Here is a 19,317-nt window from a genome sequence, read left to right as displayed (position 1 = left end):
TTGCCCATGAAATATGTCGAACTCATAAGAGCGGGTATGGTGTAATGGTAGCGCCCTAGCCTTCCAAGCTAGTCGCGCGGGTTCGATTCCCGCTACCCGCTCCAGGATTTCCCTCCTGACAGTCTGACGGCACGGACACAGAGTCGGCTTGCGCCATCCCTCTGAGTCCGTGCCGAATTTCTTTCAGCACCTGAGCAGCGCATGCTCAAGCCACCCCACACAAACGAAACCGCCCGTCGCAGTCTTGGCTGCGCGGGCGGTTTTCAGATCATCAGCTCGGATCAGCCTCAGCGGTAGGGGTATTCCGGCGGCGGGGGAGGTGGTGGTGGCGGAGGAGGCGGTGGCGCAGGTTTGCGCGCAGCACCTGCCGCGACCCCTGCCCCGACGCCCTGCATCAACGCCGCAATCAGCCCGGTCATCGACGCCGCTGCCGGCGGCGGTGCTGCGGCGTGATGTGCCATCGGCACCGGACGGGTGCGGCTGCTCAACGCCAGCAGGATCAGCCCAAGGCCGAAATAGACGCAGCCGATCACCAGTGCGGCGAACAGCGTGTCATGCGTCTGCGCCAGATAGATCCAGCCCGCGACGGTCAGAAAGCCCGCGCCGATCGACATCAGGATCAGCGCGCCGAGCGAATATCCCGCCCGGCGCACCATCCGCGACAGTGAATATCTGAGGGATCCGAACATTCAGTCCTCAGCGCCGCGCCATCAGCATGCCGATCAGAAAGCCGACACCGCTGGCAATCGCGACCGAAGCGGCGGGGTTTTCACGCACCCGATCTTCTGCCGTGGCATAGGCCTGACGGGCCTGCGCATCGGCGTAGGACAGACCGGCTTCGGCCTCGCCACGCAATTGCTCAGCCTTGGCACGGGCCGCACCGCTGAAATGTGCGCCCTGCGCCTTGCCGTATTCGGTCAGCGCGCGCGTCAGCTCGGCGACGTCTTTCTGCACAGCATCAAGCTGCATCTGAATGGTCGCGGATTCTGCATTGATTTTCGCATCGGCTGCAGGGGTGGCTTTAGCGTCATTGGACGTGTTGGAAGTTGCCATCGTGTCATCCTCCTTGGAGACATTTGAATTCATGTATCAACGCACCGCCTGATGCATTGTTCCACCTTAACGTGTCACTTGCACGCCTTTCCTGCCCGTCACGCCTCTTGCAGCGGCGCCATCAGTCCCGCGCCCGTCGCCCGGTTGGAATTGACGTCCTGCGCGACGCGGTAACTCTGCAGCACGTCCTCTGCGGCGGGCCGCATCAGCGGCGCGGCCCCCTTGCCCGCCTCGCCCAGCCACAGGCCCCAGTCCACCTGCTCGACGATCACCGGCATCCGGTGATGGATCGGCTGCATCAGCGCATTCGCGGCGGTCGTCACCAGCGCGCAGGTGGTCAGCTGCGTGTCGCCCTGCGTCCAGTCCTGCCAAATCCCGGCCATGACCAGCGGCGCGCCGTCGCGGCGCGCGATGAACCATGGCAGCTTTTGCGCGCCGTCACGGTTCCACTCATAGAATCCCCGGCAGGCCACAAGGCAGCGCCGCGCCCGGCAAGCTGCGGCAAAGGCAGGCTTTTCGGCAATCGTCTCGGCCCGGGCGTTGATCAGCAGCGGCCCGTCGCTGACGCCCTTGTACCAGCTCGGCACGAAGCCCCAGCGCATCGACACCAGACGCCGCCCGGTCTCGCCCGCGCGCACCACCGCGATCTGCGCCGTCGGGCAGACGTTGTAGCTCTCGGCCTGCGGCAAGGTGTTATCGAGGCGCGCCGCGAACAGCTGCGCCATGGCGTCATGTGGCAGGGTGATGGCGAAGCGCCCGCACATCGCGCTACTTCACCCAGGCCGCGCGAGCGATCTCGATCCGGGCCTCCATCATCGACATCTCCTTCAGGATCTCCCGCCGCCGCGTTCGGTCGCCCTCGCCCAGCAGCTCCTCGCGCAGCCGGCGCAATTCGCGCGACAGAGAGACGAAGGCCGGTGCGCCCCCCGCCTCGCGCACCAGACGGTTCATCAGCGCGTTTTCGGGGTCGTCCTCAGCAGGCAGCGGTTTGCCCGCGCCGGGCAGATTGTCGAAATCGCCGCGCGCCTCGGCCTCCGCGATCCGGGCGTTGATCAGCTCTAACAGCGGGTGATCCATGAAAGCGCTCCTGTCGTTGCCCCAAGTGTCCCGAAATCCACCGCGCGGGTCAATCCGCCAGAGACCGCAAATTCCCGCGACGGAGACGCCGCGCCGCCCCGTATCAAACCCAAAGCCACATCTCAGGAGAGTTCAGCCAATGCACCTTGCCCTTCGCAAATGGGCCACGCCCATGGTCGCGTCCACCTTCCTCATCACCGGGGTCACCGGCGTCGCCCTCTATTTCCATAGCGGTGGCACGCTCAGCCGCGATGCCCATATCTGGGTCGGATTTGCGGTGCTGGCCGTCGCCGTGCTGCATATCGTGATGAACTGGCGCCCCGTCAAGGGCTATCTGAAACGCCCGCTGCCCGCCGCGATCCTCGCCCTTGGCGTCGTGGCAACGGTGCTGAGCAGCGTCACCCTCACCCCCACGGACCCCGATGTGCCCACCGTCAATCCTGGGATGGTGTTCGGCGCACTGACCACGGCGCCCGTGTCGGCGCTGGCGCAGCTGGTCGGCAAACAGCCCGATGCCTTTGTCGCCACCCTGCAGGCTCAGGGCTTCAGCGATGCCAGCCTGACCTCGACCATCGCGGACCTCAGCCATGGCGACGCGGGCCTGCGCAACCGGGCGCTCGGGCTCGCGTTCGCCAAAGGCGCGCAACCCAGCAGCTGAGGCTGCCACGAAAAACCCCCGCCCGGTTGCCCGGACGGGGGATATCCTCACCGACGAGTCGGCGATTACTTCGCAGTGATATGACCGTCGAGATAGGGCGCATAGGGCGAATTCACCGCCAGATACTCCGCCGTCACATCCGCCAGATCCGGGCCGAAGTCATAGGCCTTGGGCGAGTCCTTGAACATCGCATAGCCGTCGCCGCCGTTGCGCACATAGTTGTTGGTGACCGCAAGATAGGTGCCTTCGGGATCGATCGGCACCCAGCCTTCGCCCTCACGCACCATGACGTCGCTGATGCGGCTGCCAACCTCGGCGGCCTTGTCGAAGGTGAACTTCAGGCCAGAGACCTGCGGGAAACGGCCCGCGCCCTCTTCCAGCTGGCTGACACCGTTTTCCAGCGCCGCGACCAGATTGGCCCCCGTCGTCTCGAAGGTCGCCAGCGTGTTCTGGAACGGCAGCACTGTCAGCACTTCGCCCATCGTCACTTCACCGGCGTCGATGCTGGCCCGCAGACCGCCACCGTTGGTGATTGCCACCGTCACGCCCTGATCGGCAACCCGCGCCAGCATGGCATCGGTCACCAGATTGCCCATCTGGCATTCGGCCGCGCGGCAGGCATCCTTGGAGCCGTCAATCGCCTCAGAGGATTCGGCCACAACCTTGGTGCGGATTTCCTCCAGCGGTTTCGCCGCCTCGGCAATGCGCTCCACCGTAGGGCCATCTTCGGCCACCGTCCCGTCGAGCGAGATCGGCGCGCCGACGGCCTTGATGACATGCCCATCGTCGTCAAAGGTGACGTTCAGCTCACCGAGGAACTTGCCATAGGCATAGGCAGACACGATCGCCGTATCACCGACCATCGTGGGATAAGGCCCCTCGGCCCCCTCCATATCGCCCAGCAGCGTGTTGGAGTGGCCGCCGACGATCACGTCGACACCCACGGTATTGGCCGCAACCTTCTGGTCGACGCTATAGCCCGAGTGGCTGAGCACGACGATCTTGTTGACGCCCTCGGCACCCAGCTTGTCGACCTCGGTCTGCACAGCGGCAGAGGGGTCGGTGAACGTCACATGCTCACCGGGGCTCGACAGCTCGTCGGTGTCCTGCGGCGTCAGACCGATCAGGCCGATCTTTTCGCCACCGATCTCAAGCACCGTCGATTTCATCAGGCTGTCGGCCAAAAGCGGCTCTGCGCTGACATCGGCGTTCGACATCAGGATCGGGAAATTCACCGCATCCATGAAGCCACGCAGAACTTCGGGGCCATCGTCGAATTCGTGGTTGCCCACGGTCATCGCGTCATAGCCCATCTTGTTCATCATCTCGGCGGCCAGCTTGCCCTTGTAATAGGTGTAGAACAGCGTGCCCTGAAACTGATCCCCGCCGTCGACCAGGATCGAGTTGCCGGAATCCTTGCGCTCCTGCGCGATCTGGGTGACCAGACGCGCCGAGCCGCCAAAGCATTTGCCCTCGGCATTGTCCTCGGGCCCGCAGCTCGAATCATACTTGCTGACCGGCTCGAAGCGGGCATGAAAGTCGTTGGTGTGCAGGATGGTCAGGTCGTAATCGGCCATTGCGGAACCGGCACTCAGGGCCAGCACGGCGGCGCTTGTCAGCAGGCGGACATGCATCGCGGAATCCTCTCTGTTCGTTTCTTTGTTGTGCCGAGGATGCTGCCCCGGCACGTCCCCCCATGTCAAAGCCGATCTCTACGTCACCCTGATGACACCGCGCCCAAAAACGGACCGTCGCCCAAGCTGTCATCTTTTTGTTACATATCTGCGGCGACGTGTAAGCTCAGGCAATTCGCCAGACCTCCGCCGTGCACTACCTTGACCCCTAGGCCCAAAACGGGCATCCGGAGCGCATCATGATTTACAAGATTTTCACCACCGAGCAATGGCATCAGCTTGAGGCCGAAGGCACCACTCTGGGCGCCCCCATCGACCTTGCTGACGGCTTCATCCACTTCTCGACCGCCGATCAGGTGGCCGAGACCGCGAGTAAACATTTCGCCGAGCAGGACGCGCTGATCCTCGCCGCCGTCGACCCCGCCCCCCTCGGCGAGGCGCTGAAGTGGGAGGAAAGCCGCGGTGGCGCGCTGTTCCCGCATCTCTATGGCGCGCTGAAGCTGGAAGACGTCACCAAACATTGGCCGCTGGCGCTCTCTGGCGGGCGACACCTGTTCCCCGACGGCCTGCTGTGAGCAACCCGGCCCATGCCGCATGGCCCGGCCTTGTGATGCGTCGCTACGAAAGCCTTGGCCTGCGTCTGCTGCATCGCTTTGACCCCGAGCGTGCGCATACCCTGTCGCTGGCCGCGCTGCGGGCCGGCCTTGTACCGCTGCCGCGCCAGATCACCTCGCCGCGCCTCAGAACCCGCGTTGCCGGGCTGACCCTGCCCAACCCCATCGGCCTCGCCGCGGGCTACGACAAGAACGCCGAAGCGCTCAGCCCGCTGTCGCGCGCCGGGTTCGGGTTTCTGGAGGTCGGCGCCGCCACGCCGCGCGCCCAGCCCGGCAACCCAAAGCCCCGGCTGTTCCGCCTCAACGAAGATCGCGCCGTGATCAACCGCTTCGGCTTCAACAATCAGGGCATGCAGGTGATTGCAGGCCGTCTGGCCAACCGCCCCTACGGCGCGATCATCGGCCTCAACCTCGGCGCCAACAAGGACAGCGGCAACCGTGCGAACGATTTCTGCGCTGTGCTGGAAACCTGTGCGCCGCACATCGATTTCGCCACCGTCAACGTCTCCTCGCCCAACACCGAGCGGCTGCGCGACCTGCAGGGCAAGGCCGCTCTCTCGGCGCTGCTGGCGCGTGTGATCGAGATGCGCGATGCCCTCGACAACCGCGTGCCGATCTTCCTCAAGATTGCGCCGGACCTCGATGATGCGGGCCTGTGCGACGTGGCCGAGGTCGCTCTGGCCCACCGCATCGACGCCATCATCGCCACCAATACCACGCTGGATCGCCCCGACCTTGCCAGCCCCCACCGCAATCAGGCCGGCGGCCTGTCCGGCGCCCCGCTGTTCGAGAAATCGACCCGCGTGCTCGCCCGCCTGTCGCAGCTGACGGACTATCAGATCCCCCTGATCGGCGTTGGCGGCATCGCCACCGCGCAGCAGGCCTACGACAAGATCCGCGCTGGCGCCTCTGCGGTGCAGCTCTATTCCGCGCTGGTCTATGGTGGGCTGTCTCTGGCCGCCGACATCGTGCATGGCCTCGACGAGCTGCTGGCCCGCGACGGTTTCGCCACCGTGGCCGAGGCCGTCGGCACGCAAAGGGGGCACTGGCTGTGATCACCCTCTGGCACAACCCGCGCTGCTCGAAATCCCGCGCCGCCCTTGCGCTGGTCGAGGCGGCGGGCCAGCCCTTCACAACCCGCCTCTATCTCGACGACGCGCCCGCGCTGGAGGAGCTAACCGCCCTGCAGGCCAAACTCGACCTGCCCGCGATCGAGATGATGCGAACAGGCGAGGCGCTGTTCAGGGAGCTCGCCCTCAGCAAGACCGACGATGACGCGACCCTGCTCGCCGCCATGGCCGCGCACCCGAAACTGATCGAACGCGCGGTGCTGATCACCGACACCCGCGCCGTGATCGCCCGCCCACCCGAACGGGTGCACGAGCTCCTCTGATCACCCGCGGCGCACCTGCGCCTCCAGCGCCGGATAGCGCAGGCCCAGCGTCACGCCGCGCGCGACAAAGCTGATCAGATAGCTGGCCCAGAGCCCGTGATTGCCGAACATCGGCACCAGCACGATAACCGAGGCGATATAGACCAACAGGCTGATCGCCATCATGTTGCGCATGTCGCCCGCACGGGTCGCGCCGATGAACACGCCGTCCAGCATCCAGGCCCAGACCCCGACAACCGGCGCCGCAATGATCCACGGCAGAAAGCGCCGCGCGCCCTCCCGCACATCCGGGGCGCTGGTCATCAGGTCGATGATCATGCCGCCGAACACCCAGAACACCAGCGCCATCACGGCGCAGATCACCAGCCCCCAACCGCCGCTCAGCAGAACCGAGCGGCGCAGGCTGTCGCGCTCGCCCCGCCCCATGCTCTGCCCGACCAGCGCCTCGGCAGCGAAAGCAAAGCCATCCAGTGCGAAGGCGGTGAACATCAGGAACTGCATCAGCACTTGATTGGCGGCCAGCTGCACATCGCCGAAATCGGACCCGAGGAACATGAACGACACCACGATCCCCTGCAGCATCAGCGAGCGCAGCAAAATATCGCGGTTCACCAGCGCCATCCGGGTCAGCTTCAAGCGGTCAAACACCCGCGCCCAGTCACGCCACGCAGGCACCCGGAACGCCCCGCGACACAGCCAGAAACCAAGGCCCAGCCCCGCCCACTCCGAAATCAGCGTCGCCAGCGCGACGCCTTCGACACCCCAGCTCAGATGCAGCACGAACAGCAGGTCGAGGCCGATGTTCACCCCGTTCATCGCCAGTTGCACCACCAGCACGGCGCCGGTCCGCTCCTGCGCGATCAGCCAGCCGGTCAGACCATAGAGCGCAATCGCGGCGGGGGCGGAAAACACCCGGATACCCATGTAGCTGCGCGCCAGCGCCTCCACCTCGGCGGACGCCGGGCTGGCCTGAAACGCCAGCCAGAACAGCGGCACCTGCGCCAGGATGATCACCACGCCCGCGCTCAGCCCGATCATCAGAGCCCGCGTCAGCAGGGCCGCGACCTCGGGCGTATCCCCGGCCCCGGCGGCATTCGCCGTCAGCCCGGTGGTGCCCATGCGCAGAAATCCGAACACCCAGTAAAACGTCGCCAGAATCACCGCGCCGATGCCGACTGCGCCAATCGGCGCCGCCTGCCCCAGCTGCCCGATGACGCCAGTATCAACCGCGCCGAGGATCGGCACCGTCGCATTCGCCAGCACGATCGGCACCGCGATCCGCAGCACCCGGCCATGGGTCAGGCGGGTGCGCGGAGCCTCGGCCGCCAGGCTCACTCGGCGTCCTCGCCGCGCACCGGCATCCGGAAATGCCCCGTCGCCTGCGCAATCGGGCGCGCCACATTGTCCTGCCAGGCCTCGACGCGGACACTGGCATAGCGCCGCCCCGACCGCGTGACCTCAGCCCGCGCGTAAGCGTCACGCGGCAGGCCCGAGCGCAGGTAATCCACCGTCAGCCCGATGGTCTTGGGCAGGCGCGGCAGATGTCCTTCGCTGACCTGCGACGGATCCAGAACCCCCGTCTCCAGATCCTGCCAAAGCATCGACCAGCTGAGGCCGATGACTGCCGTCACCTCAAGAAACGCCGCCGTCGCACCGCCATGCAGGGCGGGCAGCAAAGGGTTGCCGATCAGCATGTCGGAATACGGCAGGATTGCCGTCAGCTCATCCCCGCGCCGGTCGAACCTGATGCCGAGGAACTGGATATAGGGCACGCCGCTGACCAACGCCTCAAGCGCGGCATCGCGGCGTTGCTTGATCACCTGAACGGGTTCTGGACGGGTCCGGCTCATCAGCGCGCTCCCTCGATCATGCGAAAGGTAAAGGCCCCCGTGGCCGTCGCCACCGGGTTGTCGCGATCATCATCCAGCGCCACGGCGCGCACGAAAGCCACGCTGCGGGTGACGTGATAGCACTCGGCCTCGGCGCGGATGGTCTGGCCGGGCGTCGCGGTGCGCATGTAGTCGATCCGCAGATCCAGCGTCGCCGTCGGTGCCCCAGACAGCGCATGACTGGCCACCGCCGCCCCGCAGGTGGTGTCCAGCAGCGCCGAAACCGCGCCGCCCGCCATCACGCCGGTCTCGGGGTCGCCGATCAGTTTCGTGTCGTATGGCATGGTGAACACGGCCCGCCCCGGCTCCAGCGACTCGACATCCAGCCCCAGCGCACGGGCATGGGGCAGCGCTGTCACGAACTGGCGGGCAATTTCCAACTGGTTTGTTTTTGTCATGATCACTTTCCTTGTCCCGGCATAGAATAACGGATCGCCCCGCCCCGCAAGGCAGTGCGCGCAGATGTCCCGCTCAGAACGGTTGCCCTTCGCGCTGACAATGCGTACCGTCGCCCGGTTGGCCATAAATTCAGCCGAAGCGATGTCCGAGAAAAAACTCAGTTTCAAGGAAATGTGCGAAAAGTTCGAGGTGACGCCGCGGACCCTTCGCTATTACGAATATATCGAGCTGCTTCAGCCCGAGCGGGATGGGCGTGCGCGCTGGTATGGCCCACGCGAAACCGCCCGCATGACGCTGATCATGCGCGGTCGCCGCTTCGGATTCTCGCTGGAAGAGATGCGCCAGTGGCTTGAGATGCGCGAACAGGCCGGGTCCGAGGCCCAGCTGAAGATCTGGGTCGAAATGGCCGACCGTCAGATGGCCCAGCTCGCCGAACAGCGCCGCCAGATCGACGAGGCCATGGACGAGCTGCGCAGCCTGCGCGACACCGCCGCCAGCGAGCTCAGCGAGAACTGACGCGCCCTCGGCACTGCCCGCTCAACGCCCCTGTCCAACAGGCGTCTTTATGCCGTTATGGCGCCACTCCACACGTTCCGATTGTGCCGACCGGGCATCTTTGACAATTTGGCCGACATGGTTTTGCCCGGCCTGCCCTTGCGCGCCGGGCGGAGCCTGTTCAGCGGCATGTCCGGCGCTCCAGCGCAGTTCCGGGCCTATGGCGCGAAACCTGACGAATCGTGGCTCTGCCGCAGAACACCACCCCGAGGGCACGGCGCGCGCCCTGAGCGACAAATGCGGATTTTTACAGGTAACGAAATTGCGCCTGCCTCAGCGTCACCGACCCTTATCTTACGTCAACACGAAAGTGACGTGACGTATCACTTACGTCAACCTCCCGAGACTTGTATCCAGTGAATGTGCGCTACATTCCTGACCACTCGATAAATATTTGGATGGGTATGTTATGCCAGACACAGACGATCTCATGACGATCCGCGCGATGTGCGATGACTATGACGTCACCCCACGCACGCTGCGGTTCTACGAAGCGAAGGAGTTGCTCTTTCCGATCCGTGAAGGCCAGAAACGCCTGTTCACGCGACGCGACCGTGCCCGGCTGAAACTGATCCTTCGGGGCAAGCGCTTCGGCTTTTCCCTGGAAGAGATCCGCCAGCTGCTCGACCTCTACGACATGGGCGACCAGCAGCAGACCCAGCTGGCGCGCACCTACGGGGTCGCCAAGGACCGCCTCCAGATCATGGAAGCGCAGCGCGCAGAACTTGATACGGCGATAACGGAATTGAAAGAGCAAATGGATTGGGTGGCCCGTATGATCGGCTCCATGCAGGAGGCGAAAAAGGCGGCTGAGTAAGCCGCAGGGCCCATTTGAAAGACCTCGGGAGGAGGAACGATGCCTAGCTACACCGGACCGGTCGATGACCTGCAATTTGTCATTCACGATGTTCTCAGGATCACGGAACAGAATGTCCCGGCTTACGAGGAACTGGACCGTGATTTCACGGCTGCCATCCTCGGCGAAGCGGCAAAGATATCGTCCGAGGTCATCGCCCCCCTGAACGTGGTCGGCGACAAGGAAGGCGTGCACCTGGAGAATGGTGTCGTGCGCACCCCCACGGGCTTCAAGAAGGCCTTTGACCAGCTGCGCGACGGCGGCTGGACCGGCCTCGACTGCGACCCGGAGTACGGCGGGCAAGGCATGCCCTACATCCTGACCGTGGCCACGGGCGAGATGTTCTCGGCTGCCAATCAGGCCTTCATGATGTACCCCGGCCTGACGCACGGCGCCTATTCCGCGATCCATGTCCATGGCACGGATGCGCAGAAACAGATGTTCCTGCCCAAGATGGTCTCCTGTGAATGGACCGGCACCATGAACCTGACCGAGCCGCAGTGCGGCACGGATCTCGGCCTCATGCGCACCAAGGCCGAACCCCGGGACGACGGCAGCTACCTCATCACCGGGCAGAAGATCTTCATCTCTGCCGGCGATCACGACATGGCCGACAACGTCATCCACCTGGTGCTGGCCAAGATCCCCGGCGGCCCTGACGGCATCAAGGGCGTGTCCCTGTTCATCGTGCCGAAACTGATGGTGAACGAAGATGGCAGCCTCGGTGATCGCAACGCCCTCTCGGTCGGCAAGATCGAAGAGAAGATGGGCATTCACGGCAACGCCACCTGCGTGATGAACTACGACGGCGCCACCGGCTATTTGCTCGGCGAGGCCCACAAGGGCATGCGCGCCATGTTCACCATGATGAACGAAGCCCGCCTCGGCGTCGGCATGCAGGGCCTGTCCCAGGCCGTCGCCGCCTACCAAAATGCGGTGATCTACGCCAACGACCGCCTGCAGGGGCGCGCCGTCACCGGCACCGAAAACCCCGAAGGCCCCGCCGATCCGATCATCGTGCACCCCGACGTGCGCCGCATGCTGATGGACCAGAAGAGCTTCATCGAGGGCGCCCGCGCCTTCGGTCTCTGGGGCGGCACGCTGATCGACAAGGCCCGCTCCATGGGCGATGACGAAGCCGAGGGCCTGATCTCCCTGCTGACCCCGGTGCTGAAAGGGTTCCTCACCGATCAGGGCTACGACATGACCGTGCAGGCCCAGCAGGTCTACGGCGGCCATGGCTATATCGAGGAATGGGGCATGTCGCAGTTCACCCGCGACGCCCGCATCGCGATGATCTACGAGGGCGCCAACGGCGTGCAGGCGCTTGATCTGGTGGGCCGCAAGCTCTCCGCCAAGGGCGGCAAACCGGCGATGACCCTGTTCGCGATCCTCAAGGACTTCTGCAAGGACAACGCAGAGGACGAGGAGATCGCCAAGCACTTCATCGAGCCGCTGAAAGGGGCGTCCAAGCAACTGCAGGAGGCGGCGATGTACTTCATGCAGAACGGTATGAAGAACCCCAACCACGCGCTCGCAGGCTCCTACGACTTCATGCACCTTTTCGGTCACGTCTGCCTTGGATACATGTGGGCTCAGATGGCGATCGCCGCCAAAGCGAAACTTGCCGAGGGCACGGGCGATGCAACCTTCTATGAAACCAAGATCACGACGGGACGCTACTACATGGCCCGCCGACTGCCCGCGACCGCCATGCACCTGCAACGGATCCTCTCTGGCGCCGACACGGTGATGGCTCTGGACGCAGCCAACTTCTGAAGCGGCGGCGGCGCGATCAGATCGTCACCGCAGGGAAAGGGGGAGCGCACCTCTCAGTGCCTCCCCCACCAGCAAAGCCGAAGACGATTTGCGCCGCCGCCAAAAAACAGGATCCGTTGCGCTGGCAAAAACCGCCCGATGCCTCCGGCGGAAGTATTTTTGGCAAGATGAGTTGAGCCGCTGAGCTTTCAGATCCGACACGTGTCCCCTGAGAGTAGCTCCACCCCGTCTCGCCTCACCGGATTGGCTACCAGATATATCAAGACGGGGCGTCACCTTGCACGCCCATCGGCTCTTCAGCCTGTAACGTCAGATCACTTTTCAAATCTTTGATTACTTTTCGATTAAAGCTCCTTCATCTTGCGGGAAATACTTCACGGGGGTCCGGGGGTGTGAAACCCCCGGCTTCGACAGGTCAACTGGGAGGACACCATGACGATCAAGCTCTACTGCTTCGGGGAAAGCGGCAATGCCTACAAGGCGGCCCTGCCGCTGGAACTCTCGGGTCTTGCCTGGGAACCGGTGAAGGTCGACTTTTTCGGCGGCGAGACGCGCAGCCCCGACTATCAGGCGCTCAACATCATGGGCGAAGTTCCGGTCCTGGTGGATGGCGATGTCACCCTGACCCAATCCGGTGTGATGCAGATGTATATCACCGAGATATCCGGAAAGTTCGGCGGCGCAACGCCTGCCGAGGCGCGCGATGTCATGCGCTGGGTGTTCTTTGACAACCACAAGGTCTCGTCCCAGGCGGGCATGCTGCGCTTTCAGATGAACTTCCTGCCTGAGGACAAGCGCAACCCCGACATCATCGGCTTCATTGCCGCCCGTCTGAAAAGTGCCTTCAAGACCCTCGATGCGGGCCTTGAAGGGCGCGACTGGCTGGTGGGCGATGGCCCGACCAATGCCGATTTCTCGAACTGCGGATATCTTTTTTACCCGGAGCCCTTCACCTTCACCCGCAGTGACTGGCCTAACATCGACCGCTGGCTGAGCAATATCGAAGCTCTGCCCGGCTGGAAGCACCCCTATGATCTGATGCCCGGCAATCCTTCCGAACGTGCCTGAACGCAACGTCGCGGAACGCCCCTTCAGAACGCAACGTCGCGGTAGCAATCCCACCGCAGGCTGACGACATTGAAACGTGAACGGGGGGCGGAGGAGCTTTCCCGAAGAACCAGGAGGACTGAGGACATCATGACCGAAGCCTATATCTACGATTCCGTGCGATCCCCCCGTGGCAAGGGCCGCGCTGACGGGTCGCTGCACGAAGTCACGTCCGTCGCGCTCGGCAAGCAGATGCTGAACGCGATCCGCGAACGCTCGGACCTGTCGGGTCACGTCATCGAGGACGTGATCTGGGGCAATGCCACGCAGGCCATGGAACAGGGCGGCTGCCTTGCGCGCACCACCGTTCTGGCCTCGGACCTCGACGAGGCGATCCCGGGCCTGTCGATCAACCGCTTCTGTGCGTCCGGCATGGAGGCCGTGAACCTCGCCGCCAACCAGATCAAGGGGGGCGCCGGTCAGGCCTATATCGCGGGCGGTGTCGAGTGCATGTCGCGCGTGCCGATGGGCAGTGACGGGGCCGCAGTTGCCGTTGATCCGACCGTCGCGATGGAGCGGTATTTCGTGCCGCAAGGCATTTCCGCCGACATCATCGCCACCGAGTACGGCTTTTCGCGCGACGACGTCGATGCCTTCGCGATGGAGAGCCAGAAGCGGGCCGGTGCCGCTTGGGCCGACAACCGCTTCGAGAAGTCGATCATCACCATCCGTGACATCAATGGCCTGCCGATCCTGTCCACCGATGAATACATGCGCCCCGGCACCGACATGCAGGCGCTTGGCGGGCTGAAACCAGCCTTCAAGGACATGGGCGAAGTCATGCCCGGCTTCGACAAGGTGGCGATGCTGAAGTACCCGCATCTCGCCGCGATCAACCACGTCCACCACGCGGGCAACTCCTCCGGCATCGTCGATGGCTCTGCCGCGATCCTGATCGGGTCCAAGGAATTCGGCGAAGCCCACGGGCTGAAACCGCGCGCCCGCATCCGCGCCACCGCCAAGATCGGCACCGATCCGACGATCATGCTGACCGGCCCCGTGCCTGCGACGCAGAAGATCCTCAAGGACGCGGGCATGACGATTGCCGACATCGACCTGTTCGAGGTGAACGAGGCGTTCTCGGCCGTCGTGCTGCGCTTCATGCAGGCCTTTGACGTCGATCACGCCAAGCTGAACGTCAACGGCGGTGCCATCGCCATGGGTCACCCGCTGGGGGCGTCCGGCGCGATCATCATCGGCACCCTGCTGGACGAGATGGAGCGGACCGGCAAAGGCACCGGCCTCGCCACGCTCTGCGTCGCCTCCGGTATGGGCGCGGCCACGATCATCGAACTGGTGTAACCGGCATGCGCGTCACCCCCGATATGGTCAGACGCGACTCCGGTACGCCGGAGGCGCGCGAGGTCCTTGGCGAGTATGAGGACCTGTTGTTCTCCGACACCGGCGGGCTGACCCAGTTCGGCGCCTTCGTCGAGGTGCTGCAACCGGGCGCACGCTCGTCTGACCGCCATTGGCATGAGCAGGAGGACGAGTTCCTTTACATGCTGACCGGCACCGCGACGCTGATCGAGGACGAAGGAAGCTACCCCCTGCACGCGGGCGATTCTGCCTGCTGGCCTGCCGGGGTGGCGAACGGGCATCATGTGGTGAACACCTCCGATGCCCCCTGCTCTTTCCTGATCGTGGGCACGCGCAAGGCCGATGACGTCGTCCACTACTCCGAGATCGACAAGATCCTCATTCGCGAAAACGGCACGCGGCGGCTGATCCGCCGCGATGGCACAGAGATTGAAGGGCCCGCATCAGGGTCCGCTCAAGGGAGCGAGACATGACCGACTTTACCATGGAAAAAGGCGCCGATGGCGTCGCCGTGATCACCTGGGACCTGCCCGGGAAATCGATGAACGTGCTGACGATGGACGGCGCAGCCGAGCTGGACGCCGCCATCACCGATGCGTTGGCCGATGACGCCGTCAAGGGCATCGTCATCACCTCGGGCAAGGACACCTTTGCCGCCGGGATGGACCTGAACGTCCTTGCGGGTTTCAAGGAACAGGGGGTTGAGGGCGTTTTTGACGGCATAATGTCCCTGCACCACCTGCTGCGCAAAATCGAACGTGCGGGCATGGACGCCAAGACCAACAAGGGCGGCAAGCCGATTGCGACGGCCCTGACCGGCACCGCGCTTGGCATCGGGCTGGAACTGCCGCTGTCCACCCATCGCATCTTTGCCGCCGACACTCCCAAGGCCAAGATCGGCCTGCCGGAAATTCAGGTCGGCATCTTCCCCGGCTCGGGCGGCACCACGCGGCTGGTGCGCAAGCTCGGCGTGATGAACGCCTCGCCCTTCCTGCTGCAGGCGAAACTCAGCGACCCGAAAGCGGCCCAGAAAGCTGGCATCATCGACGAGGTGGTCGAAGACCCGCTCGCCGCCGCCAAGGCCTGGGTGCTGAGCGCGACCGACGCCGATATCCTCAAGCCCTGGGATGCCAAGGGCTACAAGGTGCCCGGTGGCGCGCCCTATACTCCGGCGGGCTTCCAGACCTTCGTCGGCGCCAATGCGATGATCATGGTCAACACCTGGGGCGCCTACCCGGCCCCCAAGGCAATGCTCTCGGCCGTCTATGAGGGGCTGATGGTGCCTTTCGACACCGCCCTGAAGATCGAGGCGCGCTGGTTCACCTCTGTCATCATGAACCCGTCCTCGGGCAACATGATCCGGTCGCTGTTCCTGAACAAGGAAGCGCTGGAAAAAGGCGCCAACCGCCCCGATGCCCCCGATCAACGGGTCAAGAAGGTCGGTGTGCTGGGCGCCGGCATGATGGGGGCCGGCATCGCGCTGGTCTCTGCTCAGGCCGGCATCGAAGTGGTGCTGATCGACCAGAAGCAGGAGGCCGCCGACAAGGGCAAAGCCTACACCGAGGCCTATCTCGACAAGGGCATCGCCCGCAAGAAAGGCACGCCCGAGAAGAAGGCCGAAGTGCTGGGCCGCATCACCGCGACCACCGACTACAACGCCCTCGCCGACGCCGATCTGATCATCGAAGCGGTGTTCGAGGACCCGAGCATCAAGGCCGAAGTCACCAAGGCTGTCGAGGCGGTCATTCCCGACACCTGCATCTTTGCCTCCAACACCTCGACCCTGCCGATCACCGAACTCGCCAAGGCCTCGTCGCGCCCCGAGCAGTTCATCGGCATCCACTTCTTCTCGCCGGTCGAGAAGATGCTTCTGGTCGAGATCATCAAGGGCAAGGCAACCGGCGACATCGCCGTCGCCAAAGCGCTGGATTACGTGCGCCAGATCCGCAAGACGCCCATCGTGGTCAATGACGAGCGCTTCTTCTATGCCAACCGCTGCATCATTCCCTACCTGAATGAAGGCGCGCGGATGGTCAGCGAAGGCGTGTCGCCAACGCTGGTGGAAAACGCCGCACGGATGCTGGGGATGCCTGTCGGCCCGCTGCAACTGATCGACGAAACCTCGATCGATCTGGCCGTGAAGATCGCCAAGGCGACGAAAGCCGCCATGGGCGATGCCTATCCGAAAGACTCCAAGGGCGTCGATGATCTGATGTTCTGGCTGTTCGACGAGGGCCGTCTGGGACGCAAGGCCAACGCGGGCTTTTACGCCTATGACGACAAGGGTAAACGCACCGGGATCTGGGAGGGTCTGGCGGAGAAATATCCTCTGGCAGACGAACAGCCCGACCTGATCGAAGTGCAGCATCGCCTGATGTTCGCGCAGGTGCTGGAAGCGGTGCGGGCGCTGCAGGAGGGCGTGCTGGAAGACATCCGCGAAGGTGATGTCGGCGCGATCCTCGGCTGGGGTTTTGCGCCCTGGTCCGGTGGGCCGTTCAGCTGGCTCGACATGATCGGTGCGGCCTATGCGGCCGAGCGCTGTGACGACCTGACTGAGAGCTATGGCGCTCGGTTCGCCTGCCCGGATCTGCTGCGTGAGATGGCCGAGAAGAACCAGAGCTTCTACAAGCGCTTCGGGCCAGCGGCGAAAGCCGCGTGATTTAAGACCTGGCGAAAGCCGCGTGATTTAAGACTTGGCGAAAGCCGCGTGATCTGAGGGTTTTGGCTGATTTGAGACCGTCCGGGGGGAGACCTTCGGGCGGTTTTTTCGTGGCACGTGCGGAGGGGGCTCTGCCCCCGCCTGCGGCCCCCCGAAGTATTTCGGGCAAGATGAGAGAGCCGGTCAGCGGGGCGAGAGGCCGAGGGCGGGGGCGAAGATCTCGATCACCTGGGCGACGCGGGCGGCGAGGTCGTCGGGGTCCTGCTCCGGGGTGGGATGGGTCGACATGGCCGCGACCTGGCGGAAGCCGATGATCGCGCCGATCATCAGGCGGGAGAGGTCGACCGCCTGATCGGTGAGGATGGCGCCATCGGCGCGCAAGCGCTTGAAGCGCTCGGTGCTCTGGGCGATCAGGGCGGCGACTTCGAGGCGATGAAAGCTCTCGGAGAGTTCGGGGTGTTGCTGGGAGTCGGCGATCACCAGTCGGGTCAGGGTGATCCGTTTCGGCGACAGGATGTAGCGGGTCAGCGAAAACAGCGAACGCTGCAGTTCCGCTCGCGGGTCGTCGCCGGGGCGATAGCCATAGGGCGAGAGCGGGGTGCCGTGTTGTTGCACGCCCAGCAGCGCCTCGAAGGCGGCACGCTTGTCGGGGAAGATCCGGTAGAGGGTGCGCTTGGACATGCCGGCTTCGGCGGCGATCTTTTGCATCGTGGCGCCCGAGAACCCGTCGCGCCGGAACACCTGCCCCGCCGCGCGCACCAGCGCCATGCGCCTGTCTTCCGGGCTAAGCGCGAGCGGGCGGCCGATGCGGGCGTCCCGCGACGTGGGGGCGCCGTCGTCCTGCCCGGGGCAGAGCGTCTCTGCGCTGGCGTTGTCCCCGGTGCCTGATGTCGTCATCTTCAGCATCCCTGTTCTTGCATAGCCGCTTGCCGTGCTGCGGCGCAGAATAGTCTTGACTATAGGAAACGCAAGTGTTTCTTAAGTGACAACACATGCGTCCATCATGCAATGGACGTCGTCACGTATTTTTCAGGAGTTTTTCATGGATCGCGAAACGCGCATCCTGGCCATTTGTCTCGGGGCGATTGCAGCGCTCGGGCCATTTGCAATGGATATGTATCTGGCCGCCATGCCCAAGATGGCGGCTGACCTTGGTGCCGCCGAAGGCGAGATCGAACTGTCGGTCATGGCCTTCTTCGTCGGCTTTTGCGGCGGGCAGCTGGTGCTGGGGCCGTTGTCGGACCGCACCGGACGCAAGCCTGTGGTCTATTTCGGCCTCGCCATGTTCTTCATCTCGTCCATCGGCTGCATCTTTGCCGGCTCCGTGCACGACCTGATGCTCTGGCGTCTGCTGCAGGGCATCGGCGGCTCGATCGGCATGGTCATCGCCATGTCATCGGTGCGCGACAAGTTCAGCGGCCAGATGGCGGCCCGGATGATGTCGATGGTGGTGATCGTGCTCGGCCTTGCGCCGGTCATCTCGCCGATCATTGGGGCGACGCTGCTGACCTTCGGCCCCTGGCAGTGGATCTTCTACGCCCTCGCCTTTCTGTCGGCGGTGGTTTTCGTCATCGTCTGGCGCTTCATGCCCGAGCCGCGCTCGCCCGAGGCCCGCGCCCAGAGCAATCCGCGCCACGCCCTGCGCAACTATGGTCGCCTGCTGGTGAATCGTGATTTCGTGCCCTACGCGGGGGCGATGGCGCTGACCCAGGGTGGGTTCTTCGCCTATCTGTCCTCGGCATCCGTGGTGCTGATCGGCTACTACGGGCTGACCCCGCTGGAGTTTTCGGCCGCCTTCGCCGTCAATGCCATTGGGCTGACACTAATGGCGCGTTTTTCGCACAAGCTGATCGCGCGCTACGGCGCTGTGACCCTCGCCCGTCGCGCCATGGCGTTTCGCGCCGCCGTGACGCTGGTGATGACACTGCTGCTGGTCATCGGAGAGCTGACTCTGCCTGCCTTCCTGGTGACGTGCTTCTTCTTCGTCGGCAGCCTCGGGCTGGTCATGCCGACCTGTTCGCTGTTGGCGCTGGATCGTCAGGGCAAGCTGGCCGGGACCGCCTCGGCGCTGATGGGCGCCTGCGGTTTTGGCTTTGGCGCCCTCGGCGCGCTGGCGGTTGGCCTACTGACCGACGGCAGCGCGATGGCACTGGTGGTCGTGATCACCGTGGCCACGGTCTCAGCTTTGGTGCTGGCGCTGACCACCTTCTCCGATGAAGCCGGGATGCAGCCCCTGCCCGCCTCGAGCTGAGGCACCCCGAACAGGACCACCGAACGGGCCGGGCCGCCGCACTGCGGGCCGGCCCGACTGCTGTTCAGCCCAT

Annotated in this window: 21 protein-coding genes and 1 tRNA gene; 13 read left to right on the top strand and 9 right to left on the bottom strand. The window is 64.3% G+C overall.

Going from position 1 to position 19,317, the window contains the following annotated elements:
* The first annotated feature begins 30 nt into the window (after positions 1–30).
* A tRNA-Gly gene (locus F3W81_RS00880) sits at positions 31–104 on the top strand.
* A 183-nt stretch (positions 105–287) separates the two neighbouring features.
* Here the strand turns inward: F3W81_RS00880 and F3W81_RS00875 are convergent.
* The 4 genes from F3W81_RS00875 to F3W81_RS00860 all read right to left on the bottom strand — a co-directional run bounded on the left by F3W81_RS00875 (position 288) and on the right by F3W81_RS00860 (position 2,130).
* The gene (locus F3W81_RS00875) at positions 288–689 is read right to left on the bottom strand and encodes a phage holin family protein (RefSeq protein WP_193081737.1); all 402 of its coding nucleotides are present in this window, start codon (positions 687–689) and stop codon (positions 288–290) included.
* 7 nt (positions 690–696) lie between these two features.
* Complete coding sequence (locus F3W81_RS00870) at positions 697–1,053, bottom strand: DUF883 family protein (protein ID WP_193081735.1); 357 nt, start codon at positions 1,051–1,053, stop codon at positions 697–699.
* 98 nt (positions 1,054–1,151) lie between these two features.
* Positions 1,152–1,817, bottom strand: a complete 666-nt coding sequence (locus F3W81_RS00865; RefSeq protein ID WP_193081733.1) for an SOS response-associated peptidase — start codon at positions 1,815–1,817, stop codon at positions 1,152–1,154.
* Between the two features lie 4 nt (positions 1,818–1,821).
* Entirely contained in the window at positions 1,822–2,130 is a 309-nt protein-coding gene (locus tag F3W81_RS00860) for a DnaJ family domain-containing protein (protein WP_193081731.1), read from the bottom strand.
* A 139-nt stretch (positions 2,131–2,269) separates the two neighbouring features.
* Between F3W81_RS00860 and F3W81_RS00855 the strand changes: the two genes are divergently transcribed.
* On the top strand, positions 2,270–2,788 hold the full coding sequence (locus F3W81_RS00855; RefSeq protein WP_193081729.1) for a DUF4405 domain-containing protein: 519 nt from the start codon (positions 2,270–2,272) through the stop codon (positions 2,786–2,788).
* Between the two features lie 65 nt (positions 2,789–2,853).
* On the opposite strand, the gene F3W81_RS00850 is transcribed toward F3W81_RS00855, so the two are convergent.
* On the bottom strand, positions 2,854–4,422 hold the full coding sequence (locus F3W81_RS00850; protein WP_193081727.1) for a bifunctional metallophosphatase/5'-nucleotidase: 1,569 nt from the start codon (positions 4,420–4,422) through the stop codon (positions 2,854–2,856).
* Between the two features lie 236 nt (positions 4,423–4,658).
* Here F3W81_RS00850 and F3W81_RS00845 point away from each other — a divergent pair, with 236 nt between their 5' ends.
* The 3 genes from F3W81_RS00845 to arsC are packed head-to-tail and all read left to right on the top strand — an operon-like array spanning position 4,659 to position 6,429.
* Complete coding sequence (locus tag F3W81_RS00845; protein WP_193083526.1) at positions 4,659–4,997, top strand: DUF952 domain-containing protein; 339 nt, start codon at positions 4,659–4,661, stop codon at positions 4,995–4,997.
* Positions 4,998–5,032: 35 nt separating this feature from the next.
* Positions 5,033–6,091 carry a quinone-dependent dihydroorotate dehydrogenase gene (locus F3W81_RS00840; RefSeq protein WP_193083524.1) on the top strand — a complete coding sequence of 353 codons (1,059 nt, stop codon included), beginning with the start codon at positions 5,033–5,035 and terminating at the stop codon, positions 6,089–6,091.
* Positions 6,088–6,429: an arsenate reductase (glutaredoxin) gene (gene arsC, locus F3W81_RS00835; RefSeq protein ID WP_193081725.1), complete on the top strand. Its 342-nt coding sequence runs from the start codon at positions 6,088–6,090 to the stop codon at positions 6,427–6,429. The genes F3W81_RS00840 and arsC overlap by 4 nt, the downstream gene beginning before the upstream one ends.
* On the opposite strand, the gene F3W81_RS00830 is transcribed toward arsC, so the two are convergent.
* From F3W81_RS00830 to F3W81_RS00820, 3 genes are read right to left on the bottom strand one after another with little or no spacing between them, the layout of a single operon-like run.
* Entirely contained in the window at positions 6,430–7,764 is a 1,335-nt protein-coding gene (locus tag F3W81_RS00830; protein ID WP_193081723.1) for an MATE family efflux transporter, read from the bottom strand.
* Complete coding sequence (locus F3W81_RS00825) at positions 7,761–8,279, bottom strand: PaaI family thioesterase (protein WP_193081722.1); 519 nt, start codon at positions 8,277–8,279, stop codon at positions 7,761–7,763. The genes F3W81_RS00830 and F3W81_RS00825 overlap by 4 nt, the downstream gene beginning before the upstream one ends.
* Positions 8,279–8,716 (bottom strand): PaaI family thioesterase, encoded by a 438-nt coding sequence (locus F3W81_RS00820; protein WP_193081721.1) that lies wholly within the window; start codon positions 8,714–8,716, stop codon positions 8,279–8,281. Before F3W81_RS00820 ends, F3W81_RS00825 begins: the two co-directional genes overlap by 1 nt.
* A 142-nt stretch (positions 8,717–8,858) precedes the next feature.
* Here F3W81_RS00820 and F3W81_RS00815 point away from each other — a divergent pair, with 142 nt between their 5' ends.
* The 7 genes from F3W81_RS00815 to F3W81_RS00785 all read left to right on the top strand — a co-directional run bounded on the left by F3W81_RS00815 (position 8,859) and on the right by F3W81_RS00785 (position 16,993).
* Positions 8,859–9,233, top strand: a complete 375-nt coding sequence (locus F3W81_RS00815; protein ID WP_193083522.1) for a MerR family transcriptional regulator — start codon at positions 8,859–8,861, stop codon at positions 9,231–9,233.
* A gap of 448 nt (positions 9,234–9,681) precedes the next feature.
* On the top strand, positions 9,682–10,089 hold the full coding sequence (locus F3W81_RS00810; protein WP_193081720.1) for a MerR family transcriptional regulator: 408 nt from the start codon (positions 9,682–9,684) through the stop codon (positions 10,087–10,089).
* A gap of 39 nt (positions 10,090–10,128) precedes the next feature.
* Positions 10,129–11,907, top strand: a complete 1,779-nt coding sequence (locus tag F3W81_RS00805) for an acyl-CoA dehydrogenase C-terminal domain-containing protein (RefSeq protein ID WP_193081719.1) — start codon at positions 10,129–10,131, stop codon at positions 11,905–11,907.
* A gap of 432 nt (positions 11,908–12,339) precedes the next feature.
* A complete protein-coding gene (locus F3W81_RS00800) occupies positions 12,340–12,975 on the top strand; it encodes a glutathione S-transferase family protein (RefSeq protein ID WP_193081718.1) in 636 nt (211 codons plus the stop codon).
* Positions 12,976–13,104: 129 nt separating this feature from the next.
* Entirely contained in the window at positions 13,105–14,316 is a 1,212-nt protein-coding gene (locus F3W81_RS00795; protein ID WP_193081717.1) for an acetyl-CoA C-acetyltransferase, read from the top strand.
* A gap of 5 nt (positions 14,317–14,321) precedes the next feature.
* The gene (locus F3W81_RS00790) at positions 14,322–14,807 is read left to right on the top strand and encodes a cupin domain-containing protein (protein WP_193081716.1); all 486 of its coding nucleotides are present in this window, start codon (positions 14,322–14,324) and stop codon (positions 14,805–14,807) included.
* Positions 14,804–16,993, top strand: a complete 2,190-nt coding sequence (locus F3W81_RS00785) for a 3-hydroxyacyl-CoA dehydrogenase NAD-binding domain-containing protein (protein ID WP_193081714.1) — start codon at positions 14,804–14,806, stop codon at positions 16,991–16,993. The genes F3W81_RS00790 and F3W81_RS00785 overlap by 4 nt, the downstream gene beginning before the upstream one ends.
* 183 nt (positions 16,994–17,176) lie before the next feature.
* On the opposite strand, the gene F3W81_RS00780 is transcribed toward F3W81_RS00785, so the two are convergent.
* A complete protein-coding gene (locus F3W81_RS00780) occupies positions 17,177–17,890 on the bottom strand; it encodes a TetR/AcrR family transcriptional regulator (protein WP_193081712.1) in 714 nt (237 codons plus the stop codon).
* A 145-nt stretch (positions 17,891–18,035) separates the two neighbouring features.
* Here F3W81_RS00780 and F3W81_RS00775 point away from each other — a divergent pair, with 145 nt between their 5' ends.
* Positions 18,036–19,244 carry a multidrug effflux MFS transporter gene (locus F3W81_RS00775; protein ID WP_193081710.1) on the top strand — a complete coding sequence of 403 codons (1,209 nt, stop codon included), beginning with the start codon at positions 18,036–18,038 and terminating at the stop codon, positions 19,242–19,244.
* The last annotated feature ends 73 nt before the right edge of the window (positions 19,245–19,317 follow it).

It is taken from the genome of Pseudooceanicola spongiae, from assembly GCF_014899185.1.
Taxonomy (GTDB): domain Bacteria; phylum Pseudomonadota; class Alphaproteobacteria; order Rhodobacterales; family Rhodobacteraceae; genus Pseudooceanicola; species Pseudooceanicola spongiae.
This window is presented reverse-complemented; position numbering and strand designations above follow the sequence as displayed.

Excerpts from the sequence above, each read along its gene's own strand:
- F3W81_RS00875 (WP_193081737.1), bottom strand. The coding sequence starts at position 689 with ATGTTCGGATCCCTCAGATATTCACTGTCGCGGATGGTGCGCCGGGCG.
- F3W81_RS00870 (WP_193081735.1), bottom strand. The coding sequence starts at position 1,053 with ATGGCAACTTCCAACACGTCCAATGACGCTAAAGCCACCCCTGCAGCC.
- F3W81_RS00865 (WP_193081733.1), bottom strand. The coding sequence starts at position 1,817 with ATGTGCGGGCGCTTCGCCATCACCCTGCCACATGACGCCATGGCGCAG.
- F3W81_RS00860 (WP_193081731.1), bottom strand. The coding sequence starts at position 2,130 with ATGGATCACCCGCTGTTAGAGCTGATCAACGCCCGGATCGCGGAGGCC.
- F3W81_RS00855 (WP_193081729.1), top strand. The coding sequence starts at position 2,270 with ATGCACCTTGCCCTTCGCAAATGGGCCACGCCCATGGTCGCGTCCACC.
- F3W81_RS00850 (WP_193081727.1), bottom strand. The coding sequence starts at position 4,422 with ATGCATGTCCGCCTGCTGACAAGCGCCGCCGTGCTGGCCCTGAGTGCC.
- F3W81_RS00840 (WP_193083524.1), top strand. The coding sequence starts at position 5,033 with ATGCGTCGCTACGAAAGCCTTGGCCTGCGTCTGCTGCATCGCTTTGAC.
- F3W81_RS00825 (WP_193081722.1), bottom strand. The coding sequence starts at position 8,279 with ATGAGCCGGACCCGTCCAGAACCCGTTCAGGTGATCAAGCAACGCCGC.
- F3W81_RS00820 (WP_193081721.1), bottom strand. The coding sequence starts at position 8,716 with ATGACAAAAACAAACCAGTTGGAAATTGCCCGCCAGTTCGTGACAGCG.
- F3W81_RS00815 (WP_193083522.1), top strand. The coding sequence starts at position 8,859 with ATGTCCGAGAAAAAACTCAGTTTCAAGGAAATGTGCGAAAAGTTCGAG.
- F3W81_RS00810 (WP_193081720.1), top strand. The coding sequence starts at position 9,682 with ATGCCAGACACAGACGATCTCATGACGATCCGCGCGATGTGCGATGAC.
- F3W81_RS00805 (WP_193081719.1), top strand. The coding sequence starts at position 10,129 with ATGCCTAGCTACACCGGACCGGTCGATGACCTGCAATTTGTCATTCAC.
- F3W81_RS00800 (WP_193081718.1), top strand. The coding sequence starts at position 12,340 with ATGACGATCAAGCTCTACTGCTTCGGGGAAAGCGGCAATGCCTACAAG.
- F3W81_RS00795 (WP_193081717.1), top strand. The coding sequence starts at position 13,105 with ATGACCGAAGCCTATATCTACGATTCCGTGCGATCCCCCCGTGGCAAG.
- F3W81_RS00790 (WP_193081716.1), top strand. The coding sequence starts at position 14,322 with ATGCGCGTCACCCCCGATATGGTCAGACGCGACTCCGGTACGCCGGAG.
- F3W81_RS00785 (WP_193081714.1), top strand. The coding sequence starts at position 14,804 with ATGACCGACTTTACCATGGAAAAAGGCGCCGATGGCGTCGCCGTGATC.
- F3W81_RS00780 (WP_193081712.1), bottom strand. The coding sequence starts at position 17,890 with ATGACGACATCAGGCACCGGGGACAACGCCAGCGCAGAGACGCTCTGC.
- F3W81_RS00775 (WP_193081710.1), top strand. The coding sequence starts at position 18,036 with ATGGATCGCGAAACGCGCATCCTGGCCATTTGTCTCGGGGCGATTGCA.